The organism is Gluconobacter albidus (genome assembly GCF_002005485.1).
Classification (GTDB): Bacteria; Pseudomonadota; Alphaproteobacteria; order Acetobacterales; family Acetobacteraceae; genus Gluconobacter; species Gluconobacter albidus.
The window spans coordinates 1,490,614-1,517,505 of the sequence record NZ_CP014689.1 but is presented as its reverse complement, the minus strand read 5'-3'; the positions used below and the strand labels follow the sequence as shown (position 1 = coordinate 1,517,505).

The window sequence follows — 26,892 nt, the reverse complement described above, 5'->3', positions numbered from 1 at the left end:
AACTTCAGAGCAGATTGTTGCGCCGGAAACTGGTGTGGCGGCCGTTGCCGATGATGAAATGATCCGCGATCGTGACGCCGACCACATCAAGGGCGGCCTGAACCTGCATGGTCATCTGAATGTCAGCTTCCGAGGGGGTTGGATCGCCGCTCGGATGGTTGTGAACCAGAACCAGAGCGCTTGCGCCGATTTCCACGGCACGTCTGGCGACTTCCCGTGGATAGACGGGCGTGTGGTTGACTGTGCCTCTGGCCTGAGCCTCGTCAGCGATCAGACTGTTCTTGTCGTTGAGAAACAGGATCCGGAACTGCTCAATGTTTTCGCGTGCCAGTCGGGCCGTCAGGTAATCGAGGAGTTTCTGTTCGCTATCGAGAACATCTTCGGGCGGCAGGCGCGCCCGGTTGTAGCGCAGGGCCGCTTCCTGAAGGAGGCGGATCATGGGCACCATATGCGTACCCATGTCGTTGACGCTTTCAAGCTCGCGATTGCTGGCGGAGAGAACGGCGCCCAGTGATCCGAAACGGGCAAGGAGCGTGTGTGACAGCTCCCCACTCCCCGCCTCACGCCCTGTAAAGAGGACCGTCATCAGATGCAGCAGGGTTGCATCGTCGAGATGACGTCCGCGCCCTGTCAGAAGAGCAAGCGGTGGTTCCAGCCCGGGAGAAGACTCGGTCATGGCCGCAATCTGCCTCAGATCTCCCGATGACAGCCCCACCATGGCATCTGAAAAGCCGCTCGTTTCGCTGTTCATTCTACAGCAACCCTCCCTGACGCATGCTGGAGGGGGGCCCCTCGCCTGTGATGAGCACATCATGAAGTGTGATAGACAGGGGGCGCATTGCGAAATCCAGCTGTCGGGCCGCCTGTGACAGATCTGCGGGACGCTCTGTAGGACGGACGTAGAATCCTATCAGCGCCGTGGCGTGCAATGCGAGCGCCCGGATGGCGATGGCGCGGTTGCGTTCTGTCGGCGTGTCGGCATCGGGCGCGGTCTCATCCGCCAGAAGCCGATTGCGGTTGTCGAGATACAGCAGCCGGAGCTGTCCTGATATACCGCCTTCAAGCGCCTGATCGAGATAGGTCACGAGCTGATCCCAGTTGCCGAGCGTTGGGCGTTCGCGCTGTTCCGAGGAGGCCAGCCGTTCAGCCGCAACGCCTGGAAGCCGCAGGACGCGGATGGCGTCGTCTTTCAGGCCTGCGGCCCGCAAGGACTGTGTCGGAGCACGAAAGACCTCGACCAGACTGCCGAAATGTCCGATCAGGCCTTTGGCGAGCGGTTTCGTGTCCTTGCGCGGAATCCCCGCGAAAAGAAGCATTTCCAGAATTTCGTAATCGGCCAGCGTACTCGCCCCGGTGTTCAGCACGCGGGCGCGCATTCTGGCCCGGTGCCCCTGTGGACCGGTGCCGCGTGTCAAGTCGATGCGGGGATAGGTGTTGGCCATGACGGTATCTCACTCTATATCGGGAGGGTGCCGCAAGACCTCTCTTTCCCCCCGCCCGCCTCGACGCCCGAGTACCTCTCACGCCTCAACCCGGAGCAGAGACGCGCCATCGAGACGACTGAAGGCCCGCTCCTCATTCTGGCTGGTGCGGGAACGGGGAAGACGCGCGTCCTGACAACGCGCTTTGCGCATATTCTCCTGACTGGACGCGCCTATCCGAGCCAGATTCTGGCCGTGACCTTCACGAACAAGGCCGCACGTGAAATGCGCGAGCGTGTCAGCGCGATTTTGGGAGAACCTGCGGAAGGGTTATGGCTGGGAACGTTTCATGCGATCTGTGCACGGATGCTGCGGCGGCATGCGGAATATGTCGGGCTGACCAGCAGCTTCAATATCCTCGACACAGACGACCAGATCCGCCTGCTCAAGCAGATCATGGAGCCCTGGAAGGTTGACACCAAGCGTTGGCCCCCGAACCAACTCATGGGGATCATCCAGCGCTGGAAGGATCGCGGACTGACGCCCGACCGGGTGACACCGGCGGAGGATTCCGATTTTGCGAATGGACATGCGCTGGCGATTTACCGGGCGTATCAGGAGCGTCTGATTGCTCTGAACACATGCGATTTCGGCGATCTGATGCTGCACATGACGGAGATCCTGCGGACCCAGCCGAATGTGCGGGCGCAGTATCATCGGAGTTTCCGCTACATTCTCGTAGATGAGTATCAGGATACCAATACGGTTCAATATCTGTGGCTGCGTCTTCTGGCGAAGCGTGAGCATGGACCGTCCAACATTGCCTGCGTGGGGGATGATGATCAGTCCATCTATTCCTGGCGCGGGGCGGAAGTTGAGAATATCCTCCGGTTCGAAAAAGATTTTCCGGGTGCTGAGGTCGTGCGTCTGGAGCGCAATTATCGCTCGACGGCACAGATCCTCGCTGCCGCTGCCGGGCTGATTGCGCATAATGAGGGACGGCTGGGCAAGACGCTTCGACCGGGGCGTGAAGACGCTGATGGCGAGAAGGTTCAGATCATCGGCGTTCGTGATTCGGACGAGGAAGCCCGAATCGTGAGCGGCGCCATTGAGCGCCTGCGCGGAGACGGGCATCCGCTTTCGGAAATCGCCATCCTGATGCGGGCCGGATTTCAGACACGACCGTTTGAAGAGCGGCTGATGCTGATCGGTATTCCGTATCGCGTCGTGGGCGGGCTGAGATTTTACGAGCGCGCCGAAATCCGAGACTGTCTGGCCTATCTGCGCGTTCTTTCTCAGCCTGCGGATGATCTGGCGTTCGAGCGGATCATCAATGTTCCCAAACGTGGGGTAGGCGCCGTGGCTGTGCAGAAGCTGCATGCCCAGGCGCGCGCTCTTCCGGGGCCTCTGAGCGCGGCTGTCAACTGGCAGCTTCAGGAAGGGCTGCTCAAGGGCAAGTCGAAGGAGGCGTTGAACGGGTTGATGGAGGCGTTTCATCGCGCCAAGGCAACGCTTGAGACCGAAGGCCACGTCGTTGCGGCCGAGCAGCTTCTTGAAGACAGCGGTTATCTTCAGATGTGGCGAGACGACCGCTCCGTCGAGGCGCCAGGACGTCTGGACAACATTCGTGAACTTCTGCGCGCGATTGGCGAATTCGGAACGCTTCAGGGTTTTCTGGAGCATGTCGCACTCGTCATGGATACGGAAAGCGAGACGTCCGACGACAAGGTCAGCCTTATGACGCTGCATGGTGCCAAAGGACTGGAGTTCGACACCGTGTTTCTGCCGGGCTGGGAAGAAGGCGTGTTTCCGTCCCAGCGTTCTCTGGACGAAGGCGGAAACAGGGCGCTGGAGGAAGAGCGCCGGCTCGCTTATGTCGGGCTGACGCGGGCGCGGCGTCGGGCCATCGTGCTGCATGCAGCAAGCCGACGGATCTATGCGAACTGGCAGTCCTCGATGCCGAGCCGCTTTATTGAGGAAATTCCGTCCGAGTATGTCCAGATGAATGGACAGGCCTTTGAGACGCGGCGTCAGGCTGCTGCGGCACCGTCCATGTTCGCCTCCGGCCCACTGACCAGCACCCGTCCGTCCGGGTTTCGCGCTCCGCGTCCGAAGCTTCATGACGTGAAGCCGGAACCGACTGTTGCCATTGGAGCGACGGTTTTTCATCACAGGTTCGGCGAAGGCACGGTTATCGGTGCCGACGGACCGCAGTTGCACATCAATTTTGAAAACGGTGGCGTCAAGCGCGTCATGTCGAACTTTGTGGAGATCAGATCGTGATGGCACCCCGCAGCATTGGCCGTCGCCATGCCAGTGCGCTCGAAACCCTGTCCATCACGGTTGAAGAGCCTTTCGTTCCCCTGTTCGAGCAGGCCCTGATGTGTGCCTGCGAAACGGTGGGTATTTTCGAAGCCGATGACGCGCAGAAATACTGGCGCGTGGAAGGCGTGAAGGACACGGGCTTCAAGGAAGACGAGCTCGAAAATGCCCTGGCGGTCGCGCGGATTCTTACTGGCTGTGAGGCGGAGCTTGAACGCACTCCGACCGAATCTGAAGGCTGGCTGGCCCGGACTTACGAATCCTTCCCGCAGCAGAATGTCGGCAAGCGCTTTGCCATTCGCGGCACCCACCTGCATGGTGCGCCCGATCAGTCCCGTCTGACGATTACGCTGGATGCCGGAATTGCCTTCGGTTCAGGCGAGCACGGTTCCACACGCGGCTGTTTGCGGGCGCTGGAAATGGTCGCGTATCGCAAGCCGCAGCGTATTCTGGACATGGGCTGTGGGTCCGGCATTCTGGCGATGGCAGCGGCGAAATTGCTGCACCGCCCCGTTCTGGCCGTTGATATCGAGCCCTGGTCCGTGCGGACGGCAAAGCTCAATGCGCGGCTGAATGGTCAGGGCAATCTGCTGGACTGCCGTTTCGGCAATGGCTGGCAGACCGAGGCCGTGCGCGCCAAGGCGCCGTATGATCTGGTCTTCGCAAATATTCTGGCCCGTCCGTTGTGCCGGATGGCACAGTCTCTGGCGCTGAACCTTGCGCCGAACGGAACGGCCATTCTGGCTGGGCTGCTTTACAGTCAGGCACGGATGGTTCTGGTGGCGCATCAGCGTCAGGGTCTTGTGCTGGAGCGTATTTTGCGTGAGGGCGACTGGGCCACGCTGATCCTGCGCCGCCGCGGGTGATGGGAACGCCGGGAATGCTGCCCCTGATTCGCAAGGCCAGCGTTGATGATCTTCCGGCCATCCTGCGTATCACCAATGACGCCATTGAAAACACCGACGCACTCTGGATCACGACGCCCTTTACGCTGGAGCAGCGGCGTCAGTGGTTTGAAGGCAGGCTGGCTCAGGGCTACCCCGTGCTTGTCGCCATCAATCCGGCTGGTGCGATTGCCGGATATGGTTCTTACGGGTCTTTCAGATCCTATGAAGGCTATGCCCGCACGGTTGAGCACTCGGTGTATGTGTCCCCCGATCAACAGCGCCGGGGCATTGGCCGTCATCTTTTGAAAGCTCTGATCGACCACGCAAAAGGCGCGGGCTTTCACGTCATGGTGGCCGGGATTACGGCTGACAACACCGCTTCCGTCGCAATGCACCGTGAGTTTGGTTTCCGGAACGGTGGCACGCTCCCTCAGGTCGGTCGCAAGCGTGACCGCTGGCTGGATCTGTTATTCATGACACTCTGCCTCGACGATATGTCTTCTGTGGAAAAGGACTTTTCATGACCCTGTCCTCCATCCCGCTCAACGAGCGCCCTGCCCTCGTTCGCACAGCCTGTAAACCGCTGGGTGTTGACGGTTTCATCATTCCGCGTGGTGACGAATATCTGGGCGAATATGTCGCCCCCTGTGCCGAACGGCTGGCCTGGCTGACGGGCTTTACGGGGAGTGCCGGTCTTGCCGCGATTCTGCCTGATGTGGCCGCAGTGTTTTCTGACGGGCGTTACACGGTGCAACTGGAAGAGCAGGTTCCACATGATCTGTGGGAGCGTCGGCATGTCGCGCTCGAGCCGATTGGCGACTGGCTGGCCGAGCATGCAAAAGGGCTGAAGGTTGGATATGACCCGCGTCTGGTCAGTCAGTCCATGCTGGCCTCATGGCAGACATCGGGTGTTGAGCTCGTTCCGCTGTCACAAAATCCCATCGACCAAGCCTGGACAGATCGTCCTGCTGCTCCGGCCAGTCAGGTTATACCGCAACCCTTGGAATTTTCAGGGGAAAGCAGTGCGGACAAGCGTCTGCGTCTTGGGCAGATCCTAAGTAGGGACGGACATGACGCGGTCATTATTGCCGATTGCACGTCGCTGGCATGGCTGCTGAATATGCGTGGCAGCGATGTTCCTCTCACGCCTGTCGCGCAGGGTTATGCGATCCTGCATGCGGATGGGAGCGCCGAGTGGTTTGTTTCATCGGAGCGCCTGTCGGCGGGTGTCAGGGATATCTGTGGGTCGGGTGTGACAGTCTATACCCCCGCGGAACTGGCGCAGCGTCTTGGGGCGCTTAGTGGCAGAACGGTGCGCGTGGATCCCGTCTCCACGGCTGTGTGGTTCGATACTACGCTTCAGGCGGCCGGAGCGACGGTCGTGGATGGAACGGATCCGTGCACGCTTCCGAAGGCGATCAAGAATAGTACTGAACAGGAAGGTGCACGGCGGGCTCATGCCCATGACGGGGTGGCGATGGCCCGGTTCCTGTATTCCCTGACGGTATCGGGGATGGGCCAGCACGAGACGGATCTTGTCACGCGGCTGGATAGCCTGCGGGCCCGCTCCCGTGACTATCGGGAACAGAGCTTCGATGCCATTTCCGCAGTTGGACCGAATGGTGCTTTCCCACATTATCGCGCGCAGGTTGGTCATGACCGGGTTCTGGAAGCCGGAAGTGTCTATCTGATCGATAGCGGTGGCCAGTACCCGTTCGGTACGACCGATATCACCCGTACGCTCTGGGTAGGGGATCAGGAACCGCCGTCCAATGTCCGCGAGGCGTTCACGCGCGTTCTGAAGGGCAATATCGCCCTCTCCCGCATCCGTTTTCCACCCGGCACGACCGGTCACCGTCTGGATGTTCTGGCACGGGCAGCCCTGTGGCAGGTGGGCATGGATTACGATCATGGGACCGGACACGGAATCGGAAGCTATCTGTCCGTTCATGAGGGCCCGCAGAACATTTCTCCTGCGCCACGTCCCGTTGCGCTTGAAGCTGGCATGATCGTTTCCAACGAGCCGGGATATTACGAGCCGGGCCAGTACGGCATCCGGATCGAGAACCTGATGCTGGTGCGTCCGTCTTCGTTCACGGGCAGCAAGGGCGCGTTCCTGGAGTTCGAGATCCTCAGTTATACGCCGATTGATCGCAGATTGATTGCTGTGGCGCTTTTGAATGATGCCGAACTGAACTGGCTGAACGCCTATCATGCGGAGGTCCAGATGCGGGTCTCCCCGCATGTGGAACCGGAGGTTGCGGAGTGGCTGGCAGAGGTTTGCAAACCGCTTCTCCGGTAAAGTTGCAGGTATAACTGTTTTTTTACTTTTCCCGGTCATAAGCAGAAAAATGATCGGGAAAGTTCGCCTCCTTGCCGCTGCCGTGATGCTCTCCGGGGTGCCGGTTGCGCAGGCCTATGATGCTGCGTCCATCTGTAAGGCGGCGGTGCAGGCCGCCGAACAGCAGACTGGTATTCCGTCTCGTCTGCTCGACGCCATCAGCCGGGTGGAGAGCGGACGGCGGGACCCAAACGGTTCAGCGACTGTCGCCTGGCCCTGGACCGTGAATGCGGCCGGAAAAGGTTATTTCTACGAAAGCAAGGACGAAGCCATTGCAGCAGTGCGGGATTTCCAGGCGCACGGCATCGTCTCGATTGATGTGGGCTGTATGCAGATCAACCTGCATCATCATCCGGACGCTTTTTTCTCGCTCGAAGATGCTTTTGACCCGTTCAGCAATGCCCGTTACGGCGCCCGTTTTCTGTCCGGACTGCATAATCAGCTTCAGGGTTGGCCGGCAGCGACGGCTGCCTATCATTCCCTTACCCCGGCTCTTGGTGCGGATTATGCCCGTCATGTGCTGGCCATCTGGAACGGACAACCCGACAGCTACCGGCCCCCAGACTTTCTGCCACAGGTCGTGATGACGGCGTCAGGCCTTCAGGCCATGCTTCCAACTGCCAGACCTGCTCCTTATTTTGCGTTGAACAGGCAATCCGGATTTTCCGAACGTCCGACGCCGCGTATGGAAGCCATGCCGTCTGTTCACATGGTGTCTTATGCTCCCCCGCCTCGCATCATCCATCATGCAGTCGGGCAGGCTGGAAGCACTGTGCCCATGCATGGTGGACGGGATCTTGCCTCCTATCGCGCCATGCCGGTTCGTCTGGCATGGCGACAACGCTGATTAGTATCCAGACCAGCCAGCACCTGCTCCAGCATAGGCTCCATGCGACGACGCATGATGGTGGGCGACGGAAACTCCCCCATCATCGGGGTGGTGAACGCAGGCCGACAGTCCCAGAAAAAGCGTTACGATCAACATGCGAAAAATCATGTGACGGCTCACCTTACACTTTGAAATTTTCTGCAGGAGAACCCGGACCAATCCGGTTCGTTTTGTACGTCATGACTGGAGAAAAATCATGAAGTTCCTGCTTTTCCTGCTGATTGGCGCCATGGCGGCCCGGACGTGGTTCCGTATTCTGGCCAACACGTCTTCCCGCTCGACTCTGATTGGAAACAAAGGCGCGTGAAGCATTCCCCCTGACTAGAAAACTTCCGGCACCTCAGGCCGTGACGCATCGAGCCAGCCCTGAAGCATATAAGCGGCGGCCATCTTGTCGACAACCTCGGCTCTGCGACCGCGTGTCATGTCGGCATCCTGGATCAGAAAGCGGTTAACGGCGCTGGAAGACAGGCGTTCGTCCCACAGTCCCGCGGGAATCCCAAGTCGTTCTGACAAAGCCTGTGTCCAATCGGACGCTGCGCGTGCAGCGGGACCAAAAGATCCATCCAGTGAAAGTGGCAGCCCCACGACAAGAGCGCCAACGTCCTGTGCGCGCACGATTTTGGCAAGTTCCTGTGCATTTTCTCCCAGTTTTCTGCGCTTGAGGCCGATCAGGGGAGAGGCCAGCATGAGAGAAACATCCGTCAGCGCGACGCCGATGGCCTTTGATCCGGGGTCAAGCCCGAGGATGCGTTGACCGGATTGAACGAGATTACGGAGATCATGTGGATTGAACAGGGGCATAGCACGGCGTTATGATCCCCCTGAAGGCTGAAAAGCCACCATAAAATTTCCTCTTGTTCAGGAATATTCATGTCGCTCGACGCGAAAACGGTTACGCGCATCGCCAGACTGGCGAGGATCGGTCTTAAGCCCGAAGAGGTTGAAACCCTTGGGCAGGATATGGGCTCCATCATCGATTGGGTGGAACAGCTCAAGGAAGTGGATGTCACGGGCATTGATCCGATGATTGGCACGGGGCTGGCAAAACCCCGTCTGCGCGAAGACGCTGTCACGGATGGCGACTGCCGTGACAAGGTCCTCTCCAATGCTCCCGAACGGGAAGGTCCGTTCTTCACGGTACCGAAGGTGGTCGAATAATGTCCGGCATCCATGATTTCACGCTGGCTTCGGCCCGGGACGCGCTCAAGTCCCGCAAGATTTCCGCCGTCGAACTGACGAACGCTCATATTGATGCGATCGAACGTCTGGACGGTCAGCTCAACAGCTTCATCACCCGTACGCCCGATCAGGCTCGCGAAGGCGCAAAGGTTGCGGACGAGGCGCTGGCCAAAGGCGAAGGTGGCCGCCTGTGCGGAATTCCGCTGGGCATCAAGGATCTGTTCTGCACGAATGGCGTCCGCACGACGGCTGCCAGCAAGATCCTCGGCAATTTCGTGCCGCCTTATGAAAGCACGGTCACGGCCAATCTGCTCAAGGATGGCGCGGTTTTCCTTGGCAAGCTGAACCTTGACGAATTTGCCATGGGTTCGGCTAACCTGAACTCGGCATTCGGTCCGGCGGTCAATCCCTGGAAGCGTAAGGATTCTGACGCAAAGCTGGTTCCGGGTGGTTCTTCCGGTGGTTCCGCTGCGGCTGTTGCTGCCGGACTTGTTCTGGGTGCGACGGGCACGGATACGGGCGGTTCCATCCGTCAGCCGGCGGCCTTCACGGGCATTGCCGGGATCAAGCCGACCTATGGTCGGTGCTCGCGTTTCGGGACGATCGCTTTTGCAAGTTCGCTAGATCAGGCTGGCCCGATGTCCCGCAACCTTCAGGATTGCGCCATTTTGCTCGAATCGATGGCGGGTTTCGATCCGCGTGATTCCACGAGCGTCGATACACCTGTTCCGAACTACGAAGCTGCTCTGAAGCGTGGCGTTAAAGGTCTGCGCGTCGGTATTCCCAAGGAATATCACGTCGAAGGCATGCCTGCGGAAATCGAAGCGCTCTGGCAGCAGGGCATGAACTGGCTGCGTGATGCGGGTGCGGAGATCGTCGAGGTCTCCCTGCCGCACACGAAATATGGCCTTCCGACGTATTATATTGCAGCTCTGGCAGAAGCATCTTCCAATCTGGCCCGTTATGACGGCCTCCGGTTCGGTGAACGCGTGAGCGCGCCGTCGCTGGATGGCCTGTACGAAGCCAGCCGTGCTGCTGGTTTCGGTGAAGAGGTCAAGCGCCGCATCCTGATCGGCACGCATGTGCTGTCTTCGGGCTATTACGACGCCTATTACCTGCGGGCCCAGAAGGTCCGGACGCTGATCCAGCAGGACTTCCTGAAAGCTTTTGAAAACGTTGATGTGCTTCTGACGCCCACAGCGCCGTCTGGCGCTTTTGCACAGGACGAAAAGCCCACCGATCCGGTTCAGATGTATCTCAATGATGTCTTCACGGTTCCGGCGAGCATGGCGGGCGTCCCTGCCCTGTCCGTTCCGGCTGGTCTGGATGCACGCGGCGTACCGCTTGGGTTGCAGCTTATCGGCAAGTTCTTCGATGAAGAGACGCTGATTGCAGCCGGTCATGCTATTGAACAGGCTGCGGCATTCCATCATAGACCCACTATTCATGCAGGAGTGTCGGCATGAGCTATCGTATCACCGGCAGCACCGGCGAATGGGAAATCGTTGTCGGTCTGGAAGTTCATGCTCAGGTCGTCAGCGAGGCCAAGCTCTTTTCCGGCGCTTCGGCGGAATATGGCGGGGAGCCGAACACGCATGTCAGCCTCGTCGACGCCGGTTTTCCGGGTATGCTTCCGGTCCTGAATCAGGAATGCGTTGCTCAGGCCGTCCGCACAGGTCTGGGACTTGAAGCCGAGATCAATCTGTTCAGCCGCTTTGATCGCAAGAACTATTTCTATGCAGATCTGCCCACCGGTTATCAGATCAGCCAGTTCGCCCATCCGATCATTGGTAAAGGCAAGGTTCTCGTTGATCTGGCGGATGGCAGCACGCGTGAAATCGGTGTCACCCGTCTGCACCTTGAACAGGATGCCGGTAAGTCGATCCACGATCAGGATCCGACGCGCTCTTTCATTGACCTGAACCGGGCCGGTGTGGCGCTGATGGAAATCGTCAGTGAGCCGGATATCCGCTCGCCTGAGGAAGCGGGAGCCTATCTGCGCAAGCTGCGCCAGATCCTGCGCTATATCGGCACCTGTGACGGCAACATGGAGGAAGGCTCCATGCGTGCGGATGTGAACGTGTCGGTTCGCAAGCCGGGCGAAACGGACTATCGCACGCGTTGTGAGATCAAGAACGTCAACTCGATCCGCTTTGTGATGATGGCCATCGAAGTCGAGGCGCAGCGGCAGATAGAGGTCTGGGAAGCTGGCGGAACCGTCGATCAGGAGACGCGCCTGTTCGATCACGTCAGAAGCGAAACGCGGTCTTTGCGTAGCAAGGAAGATGCGCATGATTATCGCTATTTCCCTGATCCTGATCTTCTGCCGCTGGTCATTGAGCAGTCCTGGGTCGATGAGCTGAAAGCGGCTCTGCCGGAACTGCCCGAAGCCAAGCGCGCCCGTCTGGAAGCGGAATACGGTGTCAGCCGTTATGAATCTTCCGTTCTGTGTGTTGAGCAGGCCATTGCCGACTTCTATGAGACCGTGGCACGCGGTGCTGATGCCCGGTTGGCAGCGAACTGGATGCTGGGCGATTTCTTTGCAGCCCTGAATCGTACCGGACGCTCCATTGAAGACAGCCCTGTCAGCGCCGAAGGTCTGCGGGAACTTCTGGGTCTGATTTCCAATTCCACGATTAATGGCAAAATTGCCAAGGAAGTCCTGGAAGACATGGTTGAAACAGGCGATTCTGCCTCAGTCATCGTTGAGCGCAAGGGTCTTCGGCAGGTCACGGATACAGGCGCTATCGAAAGCGCCATTCGCGACATCCTTGCGGCTAACAATGACAAAGTTGAAGAATATAAAAGTGGCAAGGACAAGCTTTTCGGCTTTTTTGTGGGGCAGACCATGAAGGCCATGAAGGGCAAGGGGAACCCTGCCCTCGTCAATGAAACCCTGAAGAAACTTCTTTCAGAGTAAGACGAAAAAAATGTTCTCAGGGGGTTTGACCACGACGCGGTTACCCCCTAAGAACACTCCAGCATACGCAGTGCGAACCGCGTAAAGTGCGGAGGGGTGGCCGAGAGGCTGAAGGCGGCGGATTGCTAATCCGTTATACGATGTAAGTCGTATCGTGGGTTCGAATCCCATCCCCTCCGCCAATGCCTCCTCGATATAATTTTTTGTGTAAAAATCTAGAAATTTGTCATTCAGGCGATAGTCTTACGAGGCTTTATTCCTGTTCAGGAAGTCTGTAGAGACTTAGGTCTATGTCAGACAATTTTATTTCAGTTTATCTGGCCGGTGATCTGGTATTCCGGCCGGAAGCTCTTGCTCTGTTTGCACGGCTGAAGTCGATCTGTGCAGAATATGGCCTCGAAGGTGTTGCTCCCTTTGATGGGCAGGCTGAAGCGCGGCTTTTGCCTCCGGGACGTGAGACCATCCTTGCTTTCGTCCGTGCTGATCGCGATCTGATGGATCGCTGTACCGCAGGTCTGTTTTGTATTGACCCGTTCCGTCGTTCTCCTGAGATGGATCCTGGAACGGCGGTTGAAATCGGTTACATGATGGGCCTCGGGAAACCGATGGATGCCTATACCGTAGATGGACGTCTTTATTCCGAGAAGGTAGAATCCTACTGGCGGGATGTGTGGAATGAAAGCCTTTCCGCAAGACCTGAGAGTGATGCTCCCTCTTCCGGGTGCATGGAAGATCCGGACGGCATGCTGGTTCATTCCGAAGGTCTGCTTCAGAATGGCATGGTCGAAGGCTTTATTGAAATGACGGGTGGCAGCGTCGCTATTGATCGCGACTTCTTTCAGGCTTTTCGGAAAGCTGCCGCACGTCTTTCGGGGCGTCTCCATGCGGGACTGTAAATTATAATCTCAATTTTTCGCGTAAAGGCCTTGTCCACAGCGGGGGGCCAGGCCGCAGACATTGCAAACTACAGTCATTGATGGATCGTCGTTAAAGGAACAGCTTGCAGAGCGTTCCATCGCGTATCCAGGCGGCGGAGGCTCTGTCTGGAAAGCTGTTACAATGCGGGCCATCCATTGCTGAAGAAGCTCTGGTAATTCATTGTCATGATGAGACCATCGCATGATGTCATCTGTTGTACGGCCAATCTGGTGTGCAAGCTGGTCAGGCGACCATTGGGTCACTTGCAGAAAATCAGTCAACGTTACATGTGGCACGTTACAGCCTTCTGAAAGTGTAGAACGGTGAAAAATTTTCTAAATCGCTTTGCTTTTTTCGTCAATAAATCGTTAAAAATATCTCTCGGAAATTAATTTTATCGTTCCGTTAGAGTTTTTATTAATTTTTTTGGAATATTTTTTTGTTTTTATGGAAGCGCTGCATTCCTATGTGACCAACTTTTTCAAGTATTGGTGTAGTTATTCGCAGAAGCCACGGCATAATCAGGCAGGCGTGAGCGAAAATACCATCCAGTGCGGGTAGAAAGACTTCACGTCCCTTCCCTTCACTCATCCGGATAATGAGGTTGGCTACATGGCGGGCTGATAGAGGTTTGTTGACAAAATTCAGTACGGATCCGCCGTCCCGTGTTTCCTGTTCGAGCATCGGAGTATCGACTGCTCCAAGAAAGATGGACGAAACCCGGAGCTCTCCTGACTTGAATTCCAGTGCGAGCGAGCGGGCAAAGCCTCTAAGGCCGAACTTTGTTGCGCTATACACGGAACTTCCCTGCAGAGGCATGACGCCAGCAATAGAATTAACAAAAACAATATGCGCCCCAAAAGAGACGGCTGGAAGTAATTGACTGGTCATGAGTATCGGTGACGTCAGATTAATTGTTATCTGTTCTTCAAGGCTGCGCCGGGTGATATTCCGGGTCATTTCCGGATCTATTTTTCCAGCGCAATGAATTAACAATCCGATGTTCTTTTTTCTTTCCAGAATAGCATTACTGACGAATTCTAGTTCCGCAGGTTTTGTGAGGTCACAGTAAACAGACTCAAACCGTCCGTTTCTACTGGAAATCAGTTCCTCGGCCTTGTGAGGCTGACGCGTCAGTAGAAGAACATCCCATCCCTGTTCCAGAAGAAGTCCTGCGATTTCACACCCAATGCCGCCTGTGCCGCCTGTCATGACGGCAAATGATGGTACTGAAGCTCTCTCTCTGCAGGAAAAAAGCTTCATGTATCGTATGAGCCAGTCGGAGTTGAATGCGTCAGAACGTTCATGATCGGCTTTCTGGAAAAAACAGGTGGCTCTTCATAACGCGATAGTCGAATGCATCCTACGCTTTTCTTGTGATGGGCAGTTGAAGGGTGGAAACGTGCGCAGTTCCGCTGTTTGTATCACTGATATGCAACGATTACGGCGTGTAAGGCGCGACAGGGAATGCGTTTGTCTGTGTCATGCTGCCGGTTTTGTTAGTCTGGTATAGACCGGGTTCCAACGGGATAAGGCAGTTGCGGGGGTTCTCCATCCCCCTCCTTCAAGAGCGGAAATCCGTGTAAAGTGTCAGGTTGACACGTGATTTTTCTCGGTGCGCGCAACTTTACCTTTCTATGAGGAAGCTTTCCGCACCGTACCAACAGTCTACGCCAGATAGCCGCCCTCTGAGGCGGTTTTTTTATGTCTGGAGACATCATGCGCAATCGCGTTCTCGCACTCAGGCCTCGGTGCCCTCCTTCTCGGCTCCACGGCCGCCTGCACCACGACCCAGAACACCGCGACGTTCAACACAGTCGCGCTCAACAATGACGCTACGGCCGTCTCTTATGCCGCCCCGGCTCAGTCTCCGGAACTGATCCGTGCCCGGATTTATCAGGGCGTCTGATCTTTCGATCATTGATGCCGAGCGAGCAGCGCCTTTGGCTGTTCCTTCGTTTCTATTGGAGATCTTATGCAGGATAGAAAACAGGGCAAGCACGCCCTGCCCCGCGACCCGTGCCACTTTCCTCTCTGGGCACTCCTCACGCAGGTCGCGAATAAAGCCCACGGTCCGCTGTCGTCGGGTATCTGGCTGAGCATTCCCCGCACGACACTGATTGGTAAAGATTTTAACGCGCTTCCGACCGCAATGAGGGCTGTATGACTACCATTCATAATCTGACGCCTTCTCCCCTCCGGACGATCGTTCTTCAGGGGAGCAATGCAACAGTCTCTCAAGTCACCTTCTGTCCGAAGTCGTCTGCGGAGTGTCTGGATTATACTCTGGACTTTTCTGCTCTGCTGGCCGGTACGGGTGATACGCTGACCGCAATCACATCCGCCACGGTCATTACGGCAAGTGGCGACTACGCTCTCACGATCATGTGGAGTGCCGTGGCCGGAACGATGGTAGTGGCGTTCCTTGCCAGTGGGCAGCCAAACACGACGCAGAAAATTCTCTTCGAAATCACGACCCAGCAGGGGCGTGTGTATTCCGTGATGGCCGTTCTGCAGATTACGGACCTGACGGTCGCGACTGCGCCACCATCGAATTTCCTGTCTGACACGCTCACGAACGGCAGCGTGCTGATCGCAGGGGTTGAGGCACTGCCTTCGGGTTATTCGTCGAACGGTCAGGTTGTCATGGCAACGGAAGCCACGGCCCCGGTCGGGACGCCATCTTTTGAAAGCGTGACGGCCAGCACGTATGCGGGCGATGGGTCGGGTCTGGATGTCACGTCAGGCGGCAAAGTTCAGAGCATCGGCCAGTGGATCGCGGCACTGTCTCCAGATGGTGCACAGGGTGTCGGGATCAAATCCATCGACTTGACACAGGGGAGTGTTGTTGCGGGTCAGCCGTCAACGGTGACACTGACGGCGACACTGACGGATGGTACAATAACTGAGCCTGCGACGTTCGAGGCTCCGGCTGGTGCACCCGGGGCAACGGGCGCATCGGGTGACGTAGGTGCAACCGGTGCAACTGGACCGAAAGGCGATACGGGCGCGGCAGGGGCCGCTGGAGCAGCAGGCGTGGGCATCGCGTCCGTGGCTGTCAGTCAGGGCGCCGTCGTGGCCGGTCAGTCCTCCACGGTCACGCTCACCGCGACCATGAGCAATGGCGCAACTGCTCCGGGCATTTCGTTTGAGGCTCCTGCCGGTGCGCCGGGTTCGGGCGGAAGCGCCGTAGATCTGACAGCGGCGGCGATCAATGCCGCTCTCGGATATACCGCTGCAGACCCGTCAAAGTTTCTTGCACTGAGCCCTGACAAAGTAGCGGATCTTCAGACCGTTACCGCCCCGTCCGATAGTGGGTTTGACGCCACTTATGCGCTTCAACTTTCGGACGGAGGAGATACCCTCCAGGTCGGATGCCTGAACAGTTATGGAACGCGCTGGCTGGGGGTGAAATCCACCAACGGTGCTGTCGGGATCAGGCTGAAAGACCAGTTCAATAATGCTGCAAATATTGCCTCGCATACCAGCGCTGATGGCTCCACGGAAATATACTCCGGCTGGCTCGCTATTGATGCTGGATACGGCACCGGTGGGCTTCGCGTTATTGATAAAGATGATCAGAAATATTACTGGCAACTCTGGGCGAACAACACCAGTTCAGGGCCTGTTCCGCTTTATATCAGCGCTGGCACAACGGACGGATCAGCATGGCAGACCCCGCTTGTGTCGTTTAATCCCACGACGAACGTGGCAGAATTTCTAAACGAACCTGTTATTTCAACGACATATACTTTTGCGGCGCTTCCTGCCTCACCTGTCGCCTGGCAGCGCGCCATCGTGACGGATAAGGCCATCGGTTCTGGTGCACAGGGCGTCATGGCTATGTGGAACCCGAATACGAAAGCCTGGACGGGGCTGGGCGGCGAGACGTTAGTATGAGAATGCTGGCACTTTGCGGGCTTCTGGCTCTCTCCGCCTGCTCGGCTGGATCCGTGGCACCCGTCACGATCAGTCAGGCTATTGCTGGTGTTCAGGCAGACCTGACGCAAGCGGGCGTGGTCAGTGTTTCTGGCGTGCAGCACTGGACGGTCGATCAGGTGGTCCGGTTCGGCGCCAATGTCCGGGCGCTTCAGTGCGCGCAGCACACATCAGATCCGGTGGTGGCAATGATTGCCGGGCCGGTGACGATGGATCTGTCGGGCACGTTCAGTCAGTCGGGATCATTTTCGGTCTCGGCTTCAAGTTTTACTCCTGTTTTTGGCTTACAGGCGGATGCCAGCCGAACGAAAGCGCAGACACTGCATGTCCCGGTCCAGTTTGTGCCTTTGTCTGCCCTGCCCGATGCCGAAGCCGGGCGGCAGGTTGGTTATGCCGGGGAATTATTGGGGCAGAACGATGCTGCCCGGCAGGCGACGGCGGCACGAATTGAGGCGGACCGGACGGCGCTGGCGGCACATGTTGAATTGCTGATCACCAGGTATGCTGCCCCGTGCTCTTCTGGACCTGAGCATCCGTTTGTCGGATCGCATCTATAACTGAAGGCACGAAATGGTCCTTGATCCAGGCTGTATAGGCCTGTTTTTGAGCTCGCCGGACGTTAAACCTACCCTTGATTGCCATACGCTCATGTTGCTCCTCTCCAAGAGTGAAGTCGCGCATGTTATGGACGATATTGGCCAATTCAAGCCATGCAGTATTGCCTTCTATTCCGGTGATCCGCAGGCAGGATAGGACATTATCTGGAGCTTTTCGGTCAGCAAAGGCCCGGATGGCATTTAAAAGATAGACAATTCTGGATCTAATAGTCTGCCTTCTGATTGAGCAGGATATTCAGCGTCTGGCTCACCAGAATCGTCAGCATCAAAAAACCTGCTGCATGATGAGCCATTCTCCATCGAACGCTGCAGGAGAAATTGAAATCGCTGATGCGCAGTGAGAGATAAAAGGTTTTTTAGGAGCGTAAGTCGGGCAACAGTTAATGTATGCCCTTTATGGTCACTAAAAATTGGCTAATTGGTAACCGTTTATTATTAAATATGACTACTTTATGATGATGCTTACGAAGTGAGTATCGTGGAATTTTATAGAAATAGATTGTTTTTTTTGGTCTGCTGCGTGCAGTCTTTCCATGTTGGTATCCGAGTCAAAATCAAGAATGGAGAAGTAGCATGTCCAGCTTTGGCAATACTTATTACGGAACTGGAAATAGCCTCTCACTCACATCATCGGCTAGTGGTGGAAGTTATAATCTGGGTTACGTTGCGGCTATTGGCGCCAATGATTTGAATGTGACATCTGGAGACAGCTCTGCAGTCAGCGCCACTATCCAGCTGGCGGCGCTTGGACTCTTGGCCTCATACACAATAACGGCTGAAGCGCATACGACAGTCGTGGTGAACAGTGGAACAATCAATCTCTTGGCTGGAGTCACTCTTGATGCTGACGGCGGGAGTATGTCTATTAGTGGCGGATTGCTGAATGCCCTACAATACGTAACAGTAAATATTACCAATGGCGGTATTTTTAGTGGGGCAGCCAGCCTTATTAGTGCAGCATCGGGTCTTACGATCAATTTTGGCAACGGTGGGGGAACACTCAACCTTGCGGCGTCGAGCACTAATATTGCCCTTTTGAGTGGGGCAACCATCAACGGCTTTGGTGCGGGCGATGAAATTATTGTCAGTTCTAATGGTAGTCTGACAACGATTACGGGTGTTACATATAACTCTTTGCTGGGCACAAGTACGATATCCTTCCGCAATGGAGATACGTTGCTCCTAAATGGGCAATACACGGATCAGGAGGATGGAGAAGGAACCTACCTGTCCACTCAGTCCGTCTCCGGGACTAATGGAACAGAGCTTGTTGTTGCTTGTTATGCCAAAGGAACCGCCATTCGAACGGTGGATGGAGAAGTATCTGTAGAAAAGCTACAGATTGGGGACCTTGTCCGGACTGTAAGCGGGGATTTGAAGCCTGTTTTGTGGATTGGCTATAGAAGTTATTCGTCGCGTTTCGCGGGAATTAATCCAAATGTGATGCCTATAACCTTTAAACGTGGTTCACTAGGCAAAGGCCTCCCTGTTTGCGATCTGACAGTTTCACCGAAACATGCCATGCTGATAGATGGAGTACTTGTTCAGGCTGAAAGTCTTGTTAATGAAAGAACAATATTCAGATCGACTCTTCGCGGAGTAATTGAGTATTATCATATAGAACTTGAAGATCATGATGTCATTTACGCCGAAGGTGCCCCTTCTGAAACCTTCATTGATGATTCTAGTCGGTCAATGTTTCATAATGTAGACGATTACTACCGACGTTATCCTGATCGGAACACAAAGGATGTATATTACTGTGCTCCGCGCCTGGAAGAAGGAAGCGTTTTAGAGAGTATTCGTCAAAATCTCCAATCTACGGCTGAGAATAATGCGCGTCTTTCGGCTTGAGGAGAGCATGAAGATATTTATTGATCATGGATGGAAAAAATCTTGACGGAGAGGAGCCTCTGTCTGTCGTGCGTGGCTTTGTCGATAATATCGACAAAGCCACCATCATAGGGTGGGCGTATAATGGTACGGATGAACCTGTACTTATTCGTCTTCTGTGTAATGGGATCGTTCTAGGCCTGGTTAAAGCCGATTTATATAGAGAGGACCTTAAGCAGTCTGGGATAGGCGATGGATATCATGCCTTTTGCTTTAATGTTTTAGGGGGACTGCCGTCCGGACAACCAATCCAAATCGAAGCGCGAGAAGCGCGAGGTGGCGCTGAGTTGGAAGGGTCTCCTTGCATAATAGAACTTCCTGCTGAAGCAAGGGAGGTCACTGCATTAGCGGCCGTGCAGACGGAGAAACGTGCAGGGTTTCTGGATATCGTTGAACGACGTTATATCGCCGGTTGGGCTTGGGATGAAAGCAAACCAGAAAACTCTGTCGGTATACAGGTCATTGTTAATGATCGCATTTTAATAAATTCAATAGCAAACAGATACCGAGGCGATATAAAAGAGTGCGGAATTGGAACAGGAAACTACGGCTTTGTTATAGTTATTCCAGAAAATTTATCTCTTCGCGTAAGAAATATCGTTCGCGTCATTAGAGATGATGGGGCTGAGTTGGAGGGATCTCCAGCCATTATCGAATCAGTCTCAGTTTTCGATCCCGATATACTGTGGTTTATGCAGTTTGCCGCAAGAAACGTTGAGAATAACGAAGAGCGAAAAAGAGTTTCGGAAATACTTTTGTCGACGCTGGATGTTTTGAAGACAACGGCCAACCAGGAGATGGCTGGGTATGTGAACCATTCTGTTGAGCGTCATCAGGCGTTGGTATCGGGCTCTGAAGGTGCCTGGGGCAATATTAAATCCCGATGCAAACGTGCACTTGTCATAGACAGCCGATTTCCAGATCCAAGTCGGGATGCTGGGTCGAATGCGATTGTATCGCACATTCGTGCACTTTCAGATATGGGATATGATGTCTTCTTTATTTCTTTAAACGAAAAAAAAGCCACCAGAGAACAGAAATTGTTCTTGGAAAGAGATGGCATTCAAACTTTTGAGGCCCCCCTTTTTGATACTGTTGAATCTGTTTTGCGTCATCAGCGCGATAGTTTTTCCTTGGTTTATCTTCATCGTGTAGAAGTGGCACACGCCTATATTGGTCTTGCAAGGTATTTCCAAACTCATGCCCGTATCATTTTCAGTGTTGCTGATCTGTCTTATCTGAGGTTGGAACGTCAGGCGGCTGAGCTTGATGACATTGAGCTGAAAAATAAAGCGCGCCGTGTTCGAGTTCTGGAACGAATTTGTGCAATCCAAGCTGATGCTTTGATCACACATTCAACGGAAGAAATGCGTCTTTTAAAAGAACTGGCCCCAAGAACGCCTGCTTTTGTTGTTCCATGGGCAATTATGACGCCTCCTGTCATTCAACGACCTCACATGCGTAGCGGCTGTCTTTTCGTCGGCCATTACGGACATCATCCTAATGTGGATGCAGCGTTGTGGTTAATAGAAGAAATCATGCCCCTCGTTCACAAACAGCGCCCAGATATAACTTGCTATCTTGCTGGTTCTCACATGCCGGAGCATCTTCGCAAGGTATCGTGCCGTGGCGTAGAAATTCTTGGTTATGTTCAGGATTTGGATGAAGTCTTTGGAAAAGTAAGAATTGGAGTGGCACCCCTCCGCTTTGGAGCGGGGATCAAAGGTAAAGTGCTTGAAATGTTGGGATGGGGGCTGCCTGTGGTCATGACGCCTATTGCATCCGAGGGTATTCCATTTCCGTTGGAATTGAGAGAACTTATTACAGATGGGGGAGCGGAAAATATTGCAGAGATGATTATTGCTATGCATGACAATGAAAATATTGATAATATTTCTAGGAAAGGTGTTTCTTTCATTAGGGAAAATTATAGTATACTTTCAATAATAAAAGAGATGGAGAAGGTAGAGAAGGAGGTTTTGATTCAATAATTTATTTCAAATAAAATTTATAATTTAATATAATTATTGATAATTACCTATATTTATTTTATAATTTATATCGCAAGAATGTATATTTTAATTTCTTTAATCTAATTTTTCTCTGTCTCAGAGAGGTTTTAGAACCAGTTACGTGTTCCGTATCTCTCCTGGATTAAAATATGAGCCATATGAACTCATTCAAGTGGTTTGAAGGCTCTGTATGGATACATTGACGTGTCCAATGTCTAAGTTTGGAATTTTTGGTAAATCAGTCGGGAGTACTTTCAAGAATACCAGACGCAACAGGATTATCCATTATGTTTTCGGCATTTGATTTTTCGTGCACTGAAATTCGAGACGCATTTCCACGATTGTCCAATTTGGGGACCAGTTCATTAGGTGAAGATGCCGACATGTGCGGTGACACGCTGGATGAAGCAATCCGGGACGGACCGAGAGGGCGTAACCTTCAGTTTAACCTGGAGGCAATCCAGGAACTGCAGAAGCTTCTGGGCTTTACCAATAAGGAAATTGATCGGATTATGCAGACATGGGTTCTGCTTTCGGTCGACCCGAAAGCAGATGTTGAAGAGCCGCCAAACTGGGGGCGATATTCAACGTATAGAGCCTTCTGGGAAGCCGTTTTAAGGGCGTTCGTGACGCATGTCGAAGTACAGAAACATATGGATGTTTGATTTCGGTCCGTGAACGGGGTCAGCTACTGATCGGGCAAAATCCCGGAAAATAAAATAACCTGCGATGCCATAAAAAGCTGGCGAGCCGACCGCTCTGAAAACCTATAATGTGATCACTCCAGCAACCCTGGTCACGACGTTTCCTCCAATCCAGATATCATCGCCATCTTTCACTACGAAGACGCGCCCAGCTCTGTGTAATGTGGTGCCCTGAGTGGCCATATATTGTGCTGGCGCGACCCCGCTTTCGATCAGCCATTGGGCCATAGCGGCGTTCAGGCTGCCTGTCACAGGGTCTTCCCACCCTTGCCCGTCTCCGACAAAAGCCCTCACCTCAAACTGGACGTCTGCCCCATCGTGCAGATCGTCCCACGCTCCTACAACGCCCAAGTACTGCCCTCTTAGCTTCTGCCAGTCGGGCTGAATGGCCAGAATGTCCCGGCGGCTGCGTAAGCGAAGAGCCATCCATCCGGGGCCATTATCCGCCCATTGTGCATCGAGAATATCCCCAGGTAACAAACGTAAACCCGCAAGAGCATTCGCCAGGTCATTCTGTCCGACAGGACCAGTCCGACGCCTTGGTGGAGCAGCAAAGGATAATTGATCGGTCTGTCTGCGCACTGGAACAAGACCCGCACCGCATTCCTGCATGATCACATCAGATTTCGACACGCCTCCAAGAGACTGCCAGACAAATGCGCTTCCGAGTGTCGGATGACCGGCAAAAGGCAACTCGGTGTGTGGTGTGAATATCCGCACACGATAATCGGCATTAGGATGCGTTGGCTTGAGAAGAAAGGTCGTCTCGCTGAGATTGGTCCAGTTCGCGATCTGGGCCATCTGGCTATCGGATAATCCGTCCGCCCCTGCAATTGCGGCGAAAGGATTGCCCCGAAAGGGCTCGGCGGAAAAAACGTCTACCTGTCGGAAAGGGAGATCCATTGTCAGGGTTCCTGCGTTCTTGGGCCGACCCATGGATCGATTGCGGCAGCCAGATGTGTCAGCGTCGGATTGTGAAAGGCCGCTACTGTTCGGTTAAAGGTTTCATGATGGCAGTCTGAGCGTATGATCAGCTCCTGCGCCGGGATAGAAAGACCGTTCATCGCGCCGCAGGCTTTCAGTGCGGCTTTGTCGATCCTGACCAGAAGGCGGCTTGCTCTGACGGGATCGCTCAGATCCTGACGGTCATAAGACACAGAGACCGTATCAGGACTCTCTTCGGCTTCCTGAGCTACAGCAGGCTCATGAATGGCCATGAGCAGCAATAGTCCCGTGAAGATGACACAGAGCACTCCCAGCGCCTGCACTATCTCCGGGACTTGTGGAAAGATGCGGACTTCAGGTCGTAGGCGTGCGATGTCCATGGCTGATTGCGACATAGGATAGCCTTATTGTTATAGTACAATACAGACGAATCGATTCGATTGTTATAGATTGACAACTCTCTCAAAGAGTTCAATCACTATATTGTCCTATTCCAATGATGTTGATGGAGCCCGCTATGTGGCAACCTGCACTACAATCCGGTCCCAAGCCGCTCTATGAGCGGCTGGTTCTGGCGATGGCGCAGGATATCAAAACGGGGCAGCTTGCTCCTGGCGCAAAGCTGCCACCCCAGCGTGATCTGGCATTTCGGCTGGGGGTCAGCGTTGGAAGCGTGACACGGGCCTATGCGGAAGCGGAACGACGAGGACTGTTGTCCGCTCATGTTGGACGCGGATCATTCGTACGGGGTGCATTGCCAGCCGTTCCGGATGTTCCCACCATTGAGCGTGGTTCTGTCACGGGACAAAGCAGAAGCGGTCTGATCGACCTACGGTGCAATACGCCCCCCCCTGTGCCTCTGATGGCGGAGTTGAATGCCGCTCTGGCTGCACTCATGGGGCGTAATGCGCTTGATCCTGCTGTGCATTATGTTCAGGGCGAGGGTCTGCCGCATGTCCGCGCAGCCGGCGCTCAATGGATCGCACGGCATTACGGGCTGGATTTCTCTGCTGGAAACCTGATTCAGTGTAACGGCGGTCAGCACGCTATTGCACTGGTTTTTTCATCATTCTGTGCTCCTGGCGATACCGTCCTGTGTGAATCATCAACGTTCTACGGTGCGCGTATGGCGGCGGCCCATCTGGGTCTGAAGCTGCGGGGGGTACCGATGGATGATGAAGGGCTGTTGCCCGAAGCTGTTGACCGGGCGGCAGCGGAAACAGGGAGTCGCCTGCTTTTCACGCTGCCGACGCTTCATAACCCGACCACACGGACAATGTCAGAGCAGCGTCGACAGCAGATCGCGGCTGTTGCGAAAGCCCGCGACCTGCTGATTCTGGAAGACGATGCTTATTACGCGTACTCCCAGAAGCCGCGTCAGATCGTGTCTTACGCGCCGGAACGGACACTGTATCTCGCCAGCCTTTCCAAAGGAGTCTGCCCGGGGTTTCGTTTGGCTTTTCTGGCACTTCCACCTGACCTGCCACGGGAACGACTCATGCAAGGTATCCGAGCTTTGGGGTACTGCCCGCCCGCACTGGGAGCGCTGGTATTTAGCCAGTGGGTCGCGGAAGGACGGATCGATACCATCGGACAATCCATTCAGGCAGAAGCTGCCACCCGGTGGAACCAGTCACATACAGTACTGGGAGATCTCGTCGCGCGACCAGGAGCCATGTATTCGCCTCACGCTTGGATACCCATGTCGGCACTCGATGCGGAGAGGGTAACGGCACGCCTGTTTCGTGCAGGCGTAGAAATTACCCCTCCAGACGCGTCTGGAGTTTCCCTTCAGGCTGATACCGGATTGCGCCTCTGTCTCGGCGCCTCGGTCAACAGAGGAGAGCTGGATCGCGCGCTTGCAATTATCAAGGAGGTTATTACCGGGCACGGAAGCGCTGACCGGGATGGAATTATTTGAGGTTTTTTGTAATGGAATGGATATAGATGTCTTAATGTGAATTGATGACTCAATGATATTAGCGAATCACCAGTTTAATACTATTTTTATGGATTACTTGACAATCTGACCCGATGTGCAGGTCTGGGCATTCATAGTGGCCGAACGAACCGGGTTTCCATGAAGCGATTGAAGCAAATTTCATATGGAGAAAATGTCTGAAATCAGCCACTTTGGATGGTGGGCGCGACAGGGATTGAACCTGTGACCCCTGCCGTGTGAAGGCAGATTAAATCCCAACCTAAATAACTGATAAATATATATTTTTTGGTAATGATCTGGTAGGCCTGCCCGTTTTCTGTCTCGCTGAGATCGCTTAGCGACGCCAGCTCCTAGCCCGTTAGATCTGTAGAGCTGGCGTCCATAGTCACTCTAAAATACAATCAGAGCGTCTTTCCAAGGTGCTTGGCTACAGCAGCTGCGCTTACACCCACCGCTTTAACTGCTGCCACAAGCTGAGCTTCGCTAACGTTGAATTTGTGCGTCCACCAATTCACTTCGTATGACTCATGAATATTGATCTTGGATGCATCCTGAGGCCGACGCTTCGTCTTATCATCTGGCACGATAATTTTCCTGTTTTCTTCGACCACTAATTGTGGCCACAATCTTGATGCCAGCCGATATTAGATTCTGAGAAGACAGGTTATTTTGATTTATTTTCCCTTGTCTTGGAAACCTTTTCCATACCGCAATATATTAGAATTTTTGGGTTCATCGTTATTCAATGAATAAATCCCTAAATTTTAATAGAAATATCCTAGATTTAAAGCAGCAACCTATAGCTTAGAAGGAGTGCGGTTTTCCTTATTTTTCAATAAGGAAGTTTGCATCTTTCTCTCAAATGATAGCCATGTTCTCCCATGAACCTGCAAACAGCCTACTGATTAGGCCGACGGTTTGTTCAGTTTCTTATAGACGTGGACCAGCTGCTCTAGTACGAGCGCACATTGCGCTGAGACTTTCATCCTTGCTCGCCCCTCTGACACATCCGGGTAGATCATGCGCGCCATTGCTGAGAAAGACATTTCGCGCGCCAGCATCATCTCCAGACGAACATGGGAACACAGGCCGAGCTGGTCACGGATCTGCGATATCCTTGCGGAACAACGGCCTCGGCTAAGCATCCAGGTGTGGATGTTGCCCTTCTCTCTTTCACGACCTTCGTCCTGCCCCTCGACGATTCCAACCGTTGAAAAAATGTATTCCCGATACCACCTATTTGCAGCGTCGACCTCCTCATCGCTGATGTCCTGCGCATCATAGAGAGATTGCACCGTGTGGAGTTGGACCGCGATCGAGGGATGACGCACCTTGGTAGTGTCAGACATCTGATAGACCCTCCAACGGATATGGCGGCGCACCTTCAGGCCAAATAGCTCGCCAGCTGATGGGATGACCCCGACGCAGCGCATCTTCCCCAGACTCGACACGGACAGCAGAAATTTCCGGGATATCGCGTCGCATGCTTGCAGCACGCTCTTTCCTCGGCCGACCGGAATGCCGCTTTGAACGACGCCTTACAGGAGGCGCTGCCGCTAACTGCACCGCTAGATCCAGCGCAGATACTCTTGCCATTGACTTAGCCCTTTTTTCTTAGTCCGGGATGACTGCCTTAGGCGGCTCGCCTGCTTTGGGATGGGTTGAGGCCGGATCAAGGCCCAGCTTGGCCGCCTCGATCGTGCGGCTGGCTTCGGCCGGGATCATCAGGGCCTTGGCATCGGGCTGATAGGCGTTCGTGTTCCATCCTTTCGACTGCGCCAGGCTGGAAACGATCTTGTAGAGCAGCGCCAGCCTGCTGCCGGCCGCAGGCGGCCTCCAGAAGCGCATGGCCAGCGCGGCCGCCGCGATCAGGAAGGTGAGGATCGAGACAATATCCCCCGCAGCCTTGGCAGGCAGGTACGGCAGGACCGTCTGGAACAGGGTTGTCCAGTCCATTTCA

25 protein-coding genes and 1 tRNA gene are annotated in these 26,892 nt (G+C 54.6%); 17 read left to right on the top strand and 9 right to left on the bottom strand.

Translation table 11 applies throughout. The features are described from left to right. Positions 1–4: 4 nt before the first annotated feature. Both radC and A0U94_RS06840 read right to left on the bottom strand, forming a co-directional pair. A complete protein-coding gene (radC, locus tag A0U94_RS06845) occupies positions 5–751 on the bottom strand; it encodes a RadC family protein (RefSeq protein ID WP_062028716.1) in 747 nt (248 codons plus the stop codon). Between the two features lies 1 nt (position 752). Then, a complete protein-coding gene (locus A0U94_RS06840; RefSeq protein WP_077802911.1) occupies positions 753–1,442 on the bottom strand; it encodes a JAB domain-containing protein in 690 nt (229 codons plus the stop codon). Positions 1,443–1,469: 27 nt separating this feature from the next. On the opposite strand from A0U94_RS06840, the gene A0U94_RS06835 reads away from it, so the two are divergent. From A0U94_RS06835 to A0U94_RS16245, 6 genes are read left to right on the top strand one after another with little or no spacing between them, the layout of a single operon-like run. Further along, positions 1,470–3,704 carry an ATP-dependent helicase gene (locus A0U94_RS06835; RefSeq protein WP_077802910.1) on the top strand — a complete coding sequence of 745 codons (2,235 nt, stop codon included), beginning with the start codon at positions 1,470–1,472 and terminating at the stop codon, positions 3,702–3,704. Further along, positions 3,704–4,609, top strand: coding sequence for a 50S ribosomal protein L11 methyltransferase (locus A0U94_RS06830; protein WP_062028723.1), 906 nt, complete (start codon positions 3,704–3,706; stop codon positions 4,607–4,609). The genes A0U94_RS06835 and A0U94_RS06830 overlap by 1 nt, the downstream gene beginning before the upstream one ends. A gap of 14 nt (positions 4,610–4,623) precedes the next feature. Further along, entirely contained in the window at positions 4,624–5,154 is a 531-nt protein-coding gene (locus A0U94_RS06825) for a GNAT family N-acetyltransferase (protein WP_077803886.1), read from the top strand. Continuing rightward, positions 5,151–6,932 carry an aminopeptidase P family protein gene (locus A0U94_RS06820; RefSeq protein WP_077802909.1) on the top strand — a complete coding sequence of 594 codons (1,782 nt, stop codon included), beginning with the start codon at positions 5,151–5,153 and terminating at the stop codon, positions 6,930–6,932. The genes A0U94_RS06825 and A0U94_RS06820 overlap by 4 nt, the downstream gene beginning before the upstream one ends. A 49-nt stretch (positions 6,933–6,981) precedes the next feature. Next, positions 6,982–7,818 (top strand): transglycosylase SLT domain-containing protein, encoded by an 837-nt coding sequence (locus tag A0U94_RS06815; protein WP_077802908.1) that lies wholly within the window; start codon positions 6,982–6,984, stop codon positions 7,816–7,818. 42 nt (positions 7,819–7,860) lie between these two features. Then, positions 7,861–7,992: a hypothetical protein gene (locus tag A0U94_RS16245; RefSeq protein WP_276329213.1), complete on the top strand. Its 132-nt coding sequence runs from the start codon at positions 7,861–7,863 to the stop codon at positions 7,990–7,992. 189 nt (positions 7,993–8,181) lie between these two features. On the opposite strand, the gene ruvX is transcribed toward A0U94_RS16245, so the two are convergent. Next, a complete protein-coding gene (gene ruvX, locus A0U94_RS06810) occupies positions 8,182–8,664 on the bottom strand; it encodes a Holliday junction resolvase RuvX (protein ID WP_077802907.1) in 483 nt (160 codons plus the stop codon). A gap of 69 nt (positions 8,665–8,733) precedes the next feature. Between ruvX and gatC the strand changes: the two genes are divergently transcribed. From gatC to A0U94_RS06785, 5 genes are all read left to right on the top strand, one after another. After that, positions 8,734–9,021, top strand: a complete 288-nt coding sequence (gene gatC, locus A0U94_RS06805; protein ID WP_062028733.1) for an Asp-tRNA(Asn)/Glu-tRNA(Gln) amidotransferase subunit GatC — start codon at positions 8,734–8,736, stop codon at positions 9,019–9,021. Then, positions 9,021–10,508 (top strand): Asp-tRNA(Asn)/Glu-tRNA(Gln) amidotransferase subunit GatA, encoded by a 1,488-nt coding sequence (gene gatA / locus A0U94_RS06800; protein WP_077802906.1) that lies wholly within the window; start codon positions 9,021–9,023, stop codon positions 10,506–10,508. The genes gatC and gatA overlap by 1 nt, the downstream gene beginning before the upstream one ends. After that, positions 10,505–11,962, top strand: coding sequence for an Asp-tRNA(Asn)/Glu-tRNA(Gln) amidotransferase subunit GatB (gene gatB / locus A0U94_RS06795; protein WP_077802905.1), 1,458 nt, complete (start codon positions 10,505–10,507; stop codon positions 11,960–11,962). Before gatA ends, gatB begins: the two co-directional genes overlap by 4 nt. 90 nt (positions 11,963–12,052) lie before the next feature. Next, positions 12,053–12,144, top strand: a tRNA-Ser gene (locus A0U94_RS06790). Positions 12,145–12,252: 108 nt separating this feature from the next. Further along, positions 12,253–12,858 carry a nucleoside 2-deoxyribosyltransferase gene (locus A0U94_RS06785; RefSeq protein WP_077802904.1) on the top strand — a complete coding sequence of 202 codons (606 nt, stop codon included), beginning with the start codon at positions 12,253–12,255 and terminating at the stop codon, positions 12,856–12,858. A 439-nt stretch (positions 12,859–13,297) separates the two neighbouring features. Here A0U94_RS06785 and A0U94_RS06775 read toward each other — a convergent pair whose 3' ends face one another. Then, the gene (locus A0U94_RS06775) at positions 13,298–14,143 is read right to left on the bottom strand and encodes an SDR family NAD(P)-dependent oxidoreductase (RefSeq protein WP_077802902.1); all 846 of its coding nucleotides are present in this window, start codon (positions 14,141–14,143) and stop codon (positions 13,298–13,300) included. A 900-nt stretch (positions 14,144–15,043) separates the two neighbouring features. Here A0U94_RS06775 and A0U94_RS15905 point away from each other — a divergent pair. The 5 genes from A0U94_RS15905 to A0U94_RS06740 all read left to right on the top strand — a co-directional run bounded on the left by A0U94_RS15905 (position 15,044) and on the right by A0U94_RS06740 (position 22,006). Next, entirely contained in the window at positions 15,044–16,780 is a 1,737-nt protein-coding gene (locus A0U94_RS15905; RefSeq protein ID WP_167369320.1) for a phage fiber-tail adaptor protein, read from the top strand. A 2-nt stretch (positions 16,781–16,782) separates the two neighbouring features. Next, positions 16,783–17,376, top strand: coding sequence for a hypothetical protein (locus A0U94_RS06755; RefSeq protein WP_244178107.1), 594 nt, complete (start codon positions 16,783–16,785; stop codon positions 17,374–17,376). Between the two features lie 633 nt (positions 17,377–18,009). Next, positions 18,010–19,290, top strand: a complete 1,281-nt coding sequence (locus tag A0U94_RS06750) for a Hint domain-containing protein (RefSeq protein WP_077802897.1) — start codon at positions 18,010–18,012, stop codon at positions 19,288–19,290. Positions 19,291–19,316: 26 nt separating this feature from the next. Further along, positions 19,317–21,320 carry a glycosyltransferase gene (locus A0U94_RS06745; protein ID WP_077802896.1) on the top strand — a complete coding sequence of 668 codons (2,004 nt, stop codon included), beginning with the start codon at positions 19,317–19,319 and terminating at the stop codon, positions 21,318–21,320. Positions 21,321–21,628: 308 nt separating this feature from the next. Beyond that, on the top strand, positions 21,629–22,006 hold the full coding sequence (locus tag A0U94_RS06740; RefSeq protein ID WP_149026714.1) for a hypothetical protein: 378 nt from the start codon (positions 21,629–21,631) through the stop codon (positions 22,004–22,006). A 102-nt stretch (positions 22,007–22,108) separates the two neighbouring features. On the opposite strand, the gene A0U94_RS06735 is transcribed toward A0U94_RS06740, so the two are convergent. Together A0U94_RS06735 and A0U94_RS06730 are read right to left on the bottom strand one after the other, a co-directional pair. After that, positions 22,109–22,948 carry a PhzF family phenazine biosynthesis protein gene (locus tag A0U94_RS06735; protein WP_208611683.1) on the bottom strand — a complete coding sequence of 280 codons (840 nt, stop codon included), beginning with the start codon at positions 22,946–22,948 and terminating at the stop codon, positions 22,109–22,111. A gap of 2 nt (positions 22,949–22,950) precedes the next feature. After that, a complete protein-coding gene (locus A0U94_RS06730) occupies positions 22,951–23,313 on the bottom strand; it encodes a UrcA family protein (RefSeq protein ID WP_167369366.1) in 363 nt (120 codons plus the stop codon). Positions 23,314–23,507: 194 nt separating this feature from the next. Between A0U94_RS06730 and A0U94_RS06725 the strand changes: the two genes are divergently transcribed. After that, positions 23,508–24,911, top strand: a complete 1,404-nt coding sequence (locus tag A0U94_RS06725; protein ID WP_244178106.1) for an aminotransferase-like domain-containing protein — start codon at positions 23,508–23,510, stop codon at positions 24,909–24,911. 422 nt (positions 24,912–25,333) lie between these two features. Here the strand turns inward: A0U94_RS06725 and A0U94_RS06720 are convergent, their stop codons facing one another. The 3 genes from A0U94_RS06720 to A0U94_RS06710 form a co-directional block, all read right to left on the bottom strand. Beyond that, the gene (locus A0U94_RS06720; RefSeq protein ID WP_077802893.1) at positions 25,334–25,516 is read right to left on the bottom strand and encodes a DUF3606 domain-containing protein; all 183 of its coding nucleotides are present in this window, start codon (positions 25,514–25,516) and stop codon (positions 25,334–25,336) included. Between the two features lie 321 nt (positions 25,517–25,837). Beyond that, positions 25,838–26,281 carry a hypothetical protein gene (locus A0U94_RS06715; protein WP_077803883.1) on the bottom strand — a complete coding sequence of 148 codons (444 nt, stop codon included), beginning with the start codon at positions 26,279–26,281 and terminating at the stop codon, positions 25,838–25,840. A gap of 265 nt (positions 26,282–26,546) precedes the next feature. Next, positions 26,547–26,888: a hypothetical protein gene (locus A0U94_RS06710; protein ID WP_077802892.1), complete on the bottom strand. Its 342-nt coding sequence runs from the start codon at positions 26,886–26,888 to the stop codon at positions 26,547–26,549. Between the last annotated feature and the right edge of the window lie 4 nt (positions 26,889–26,892).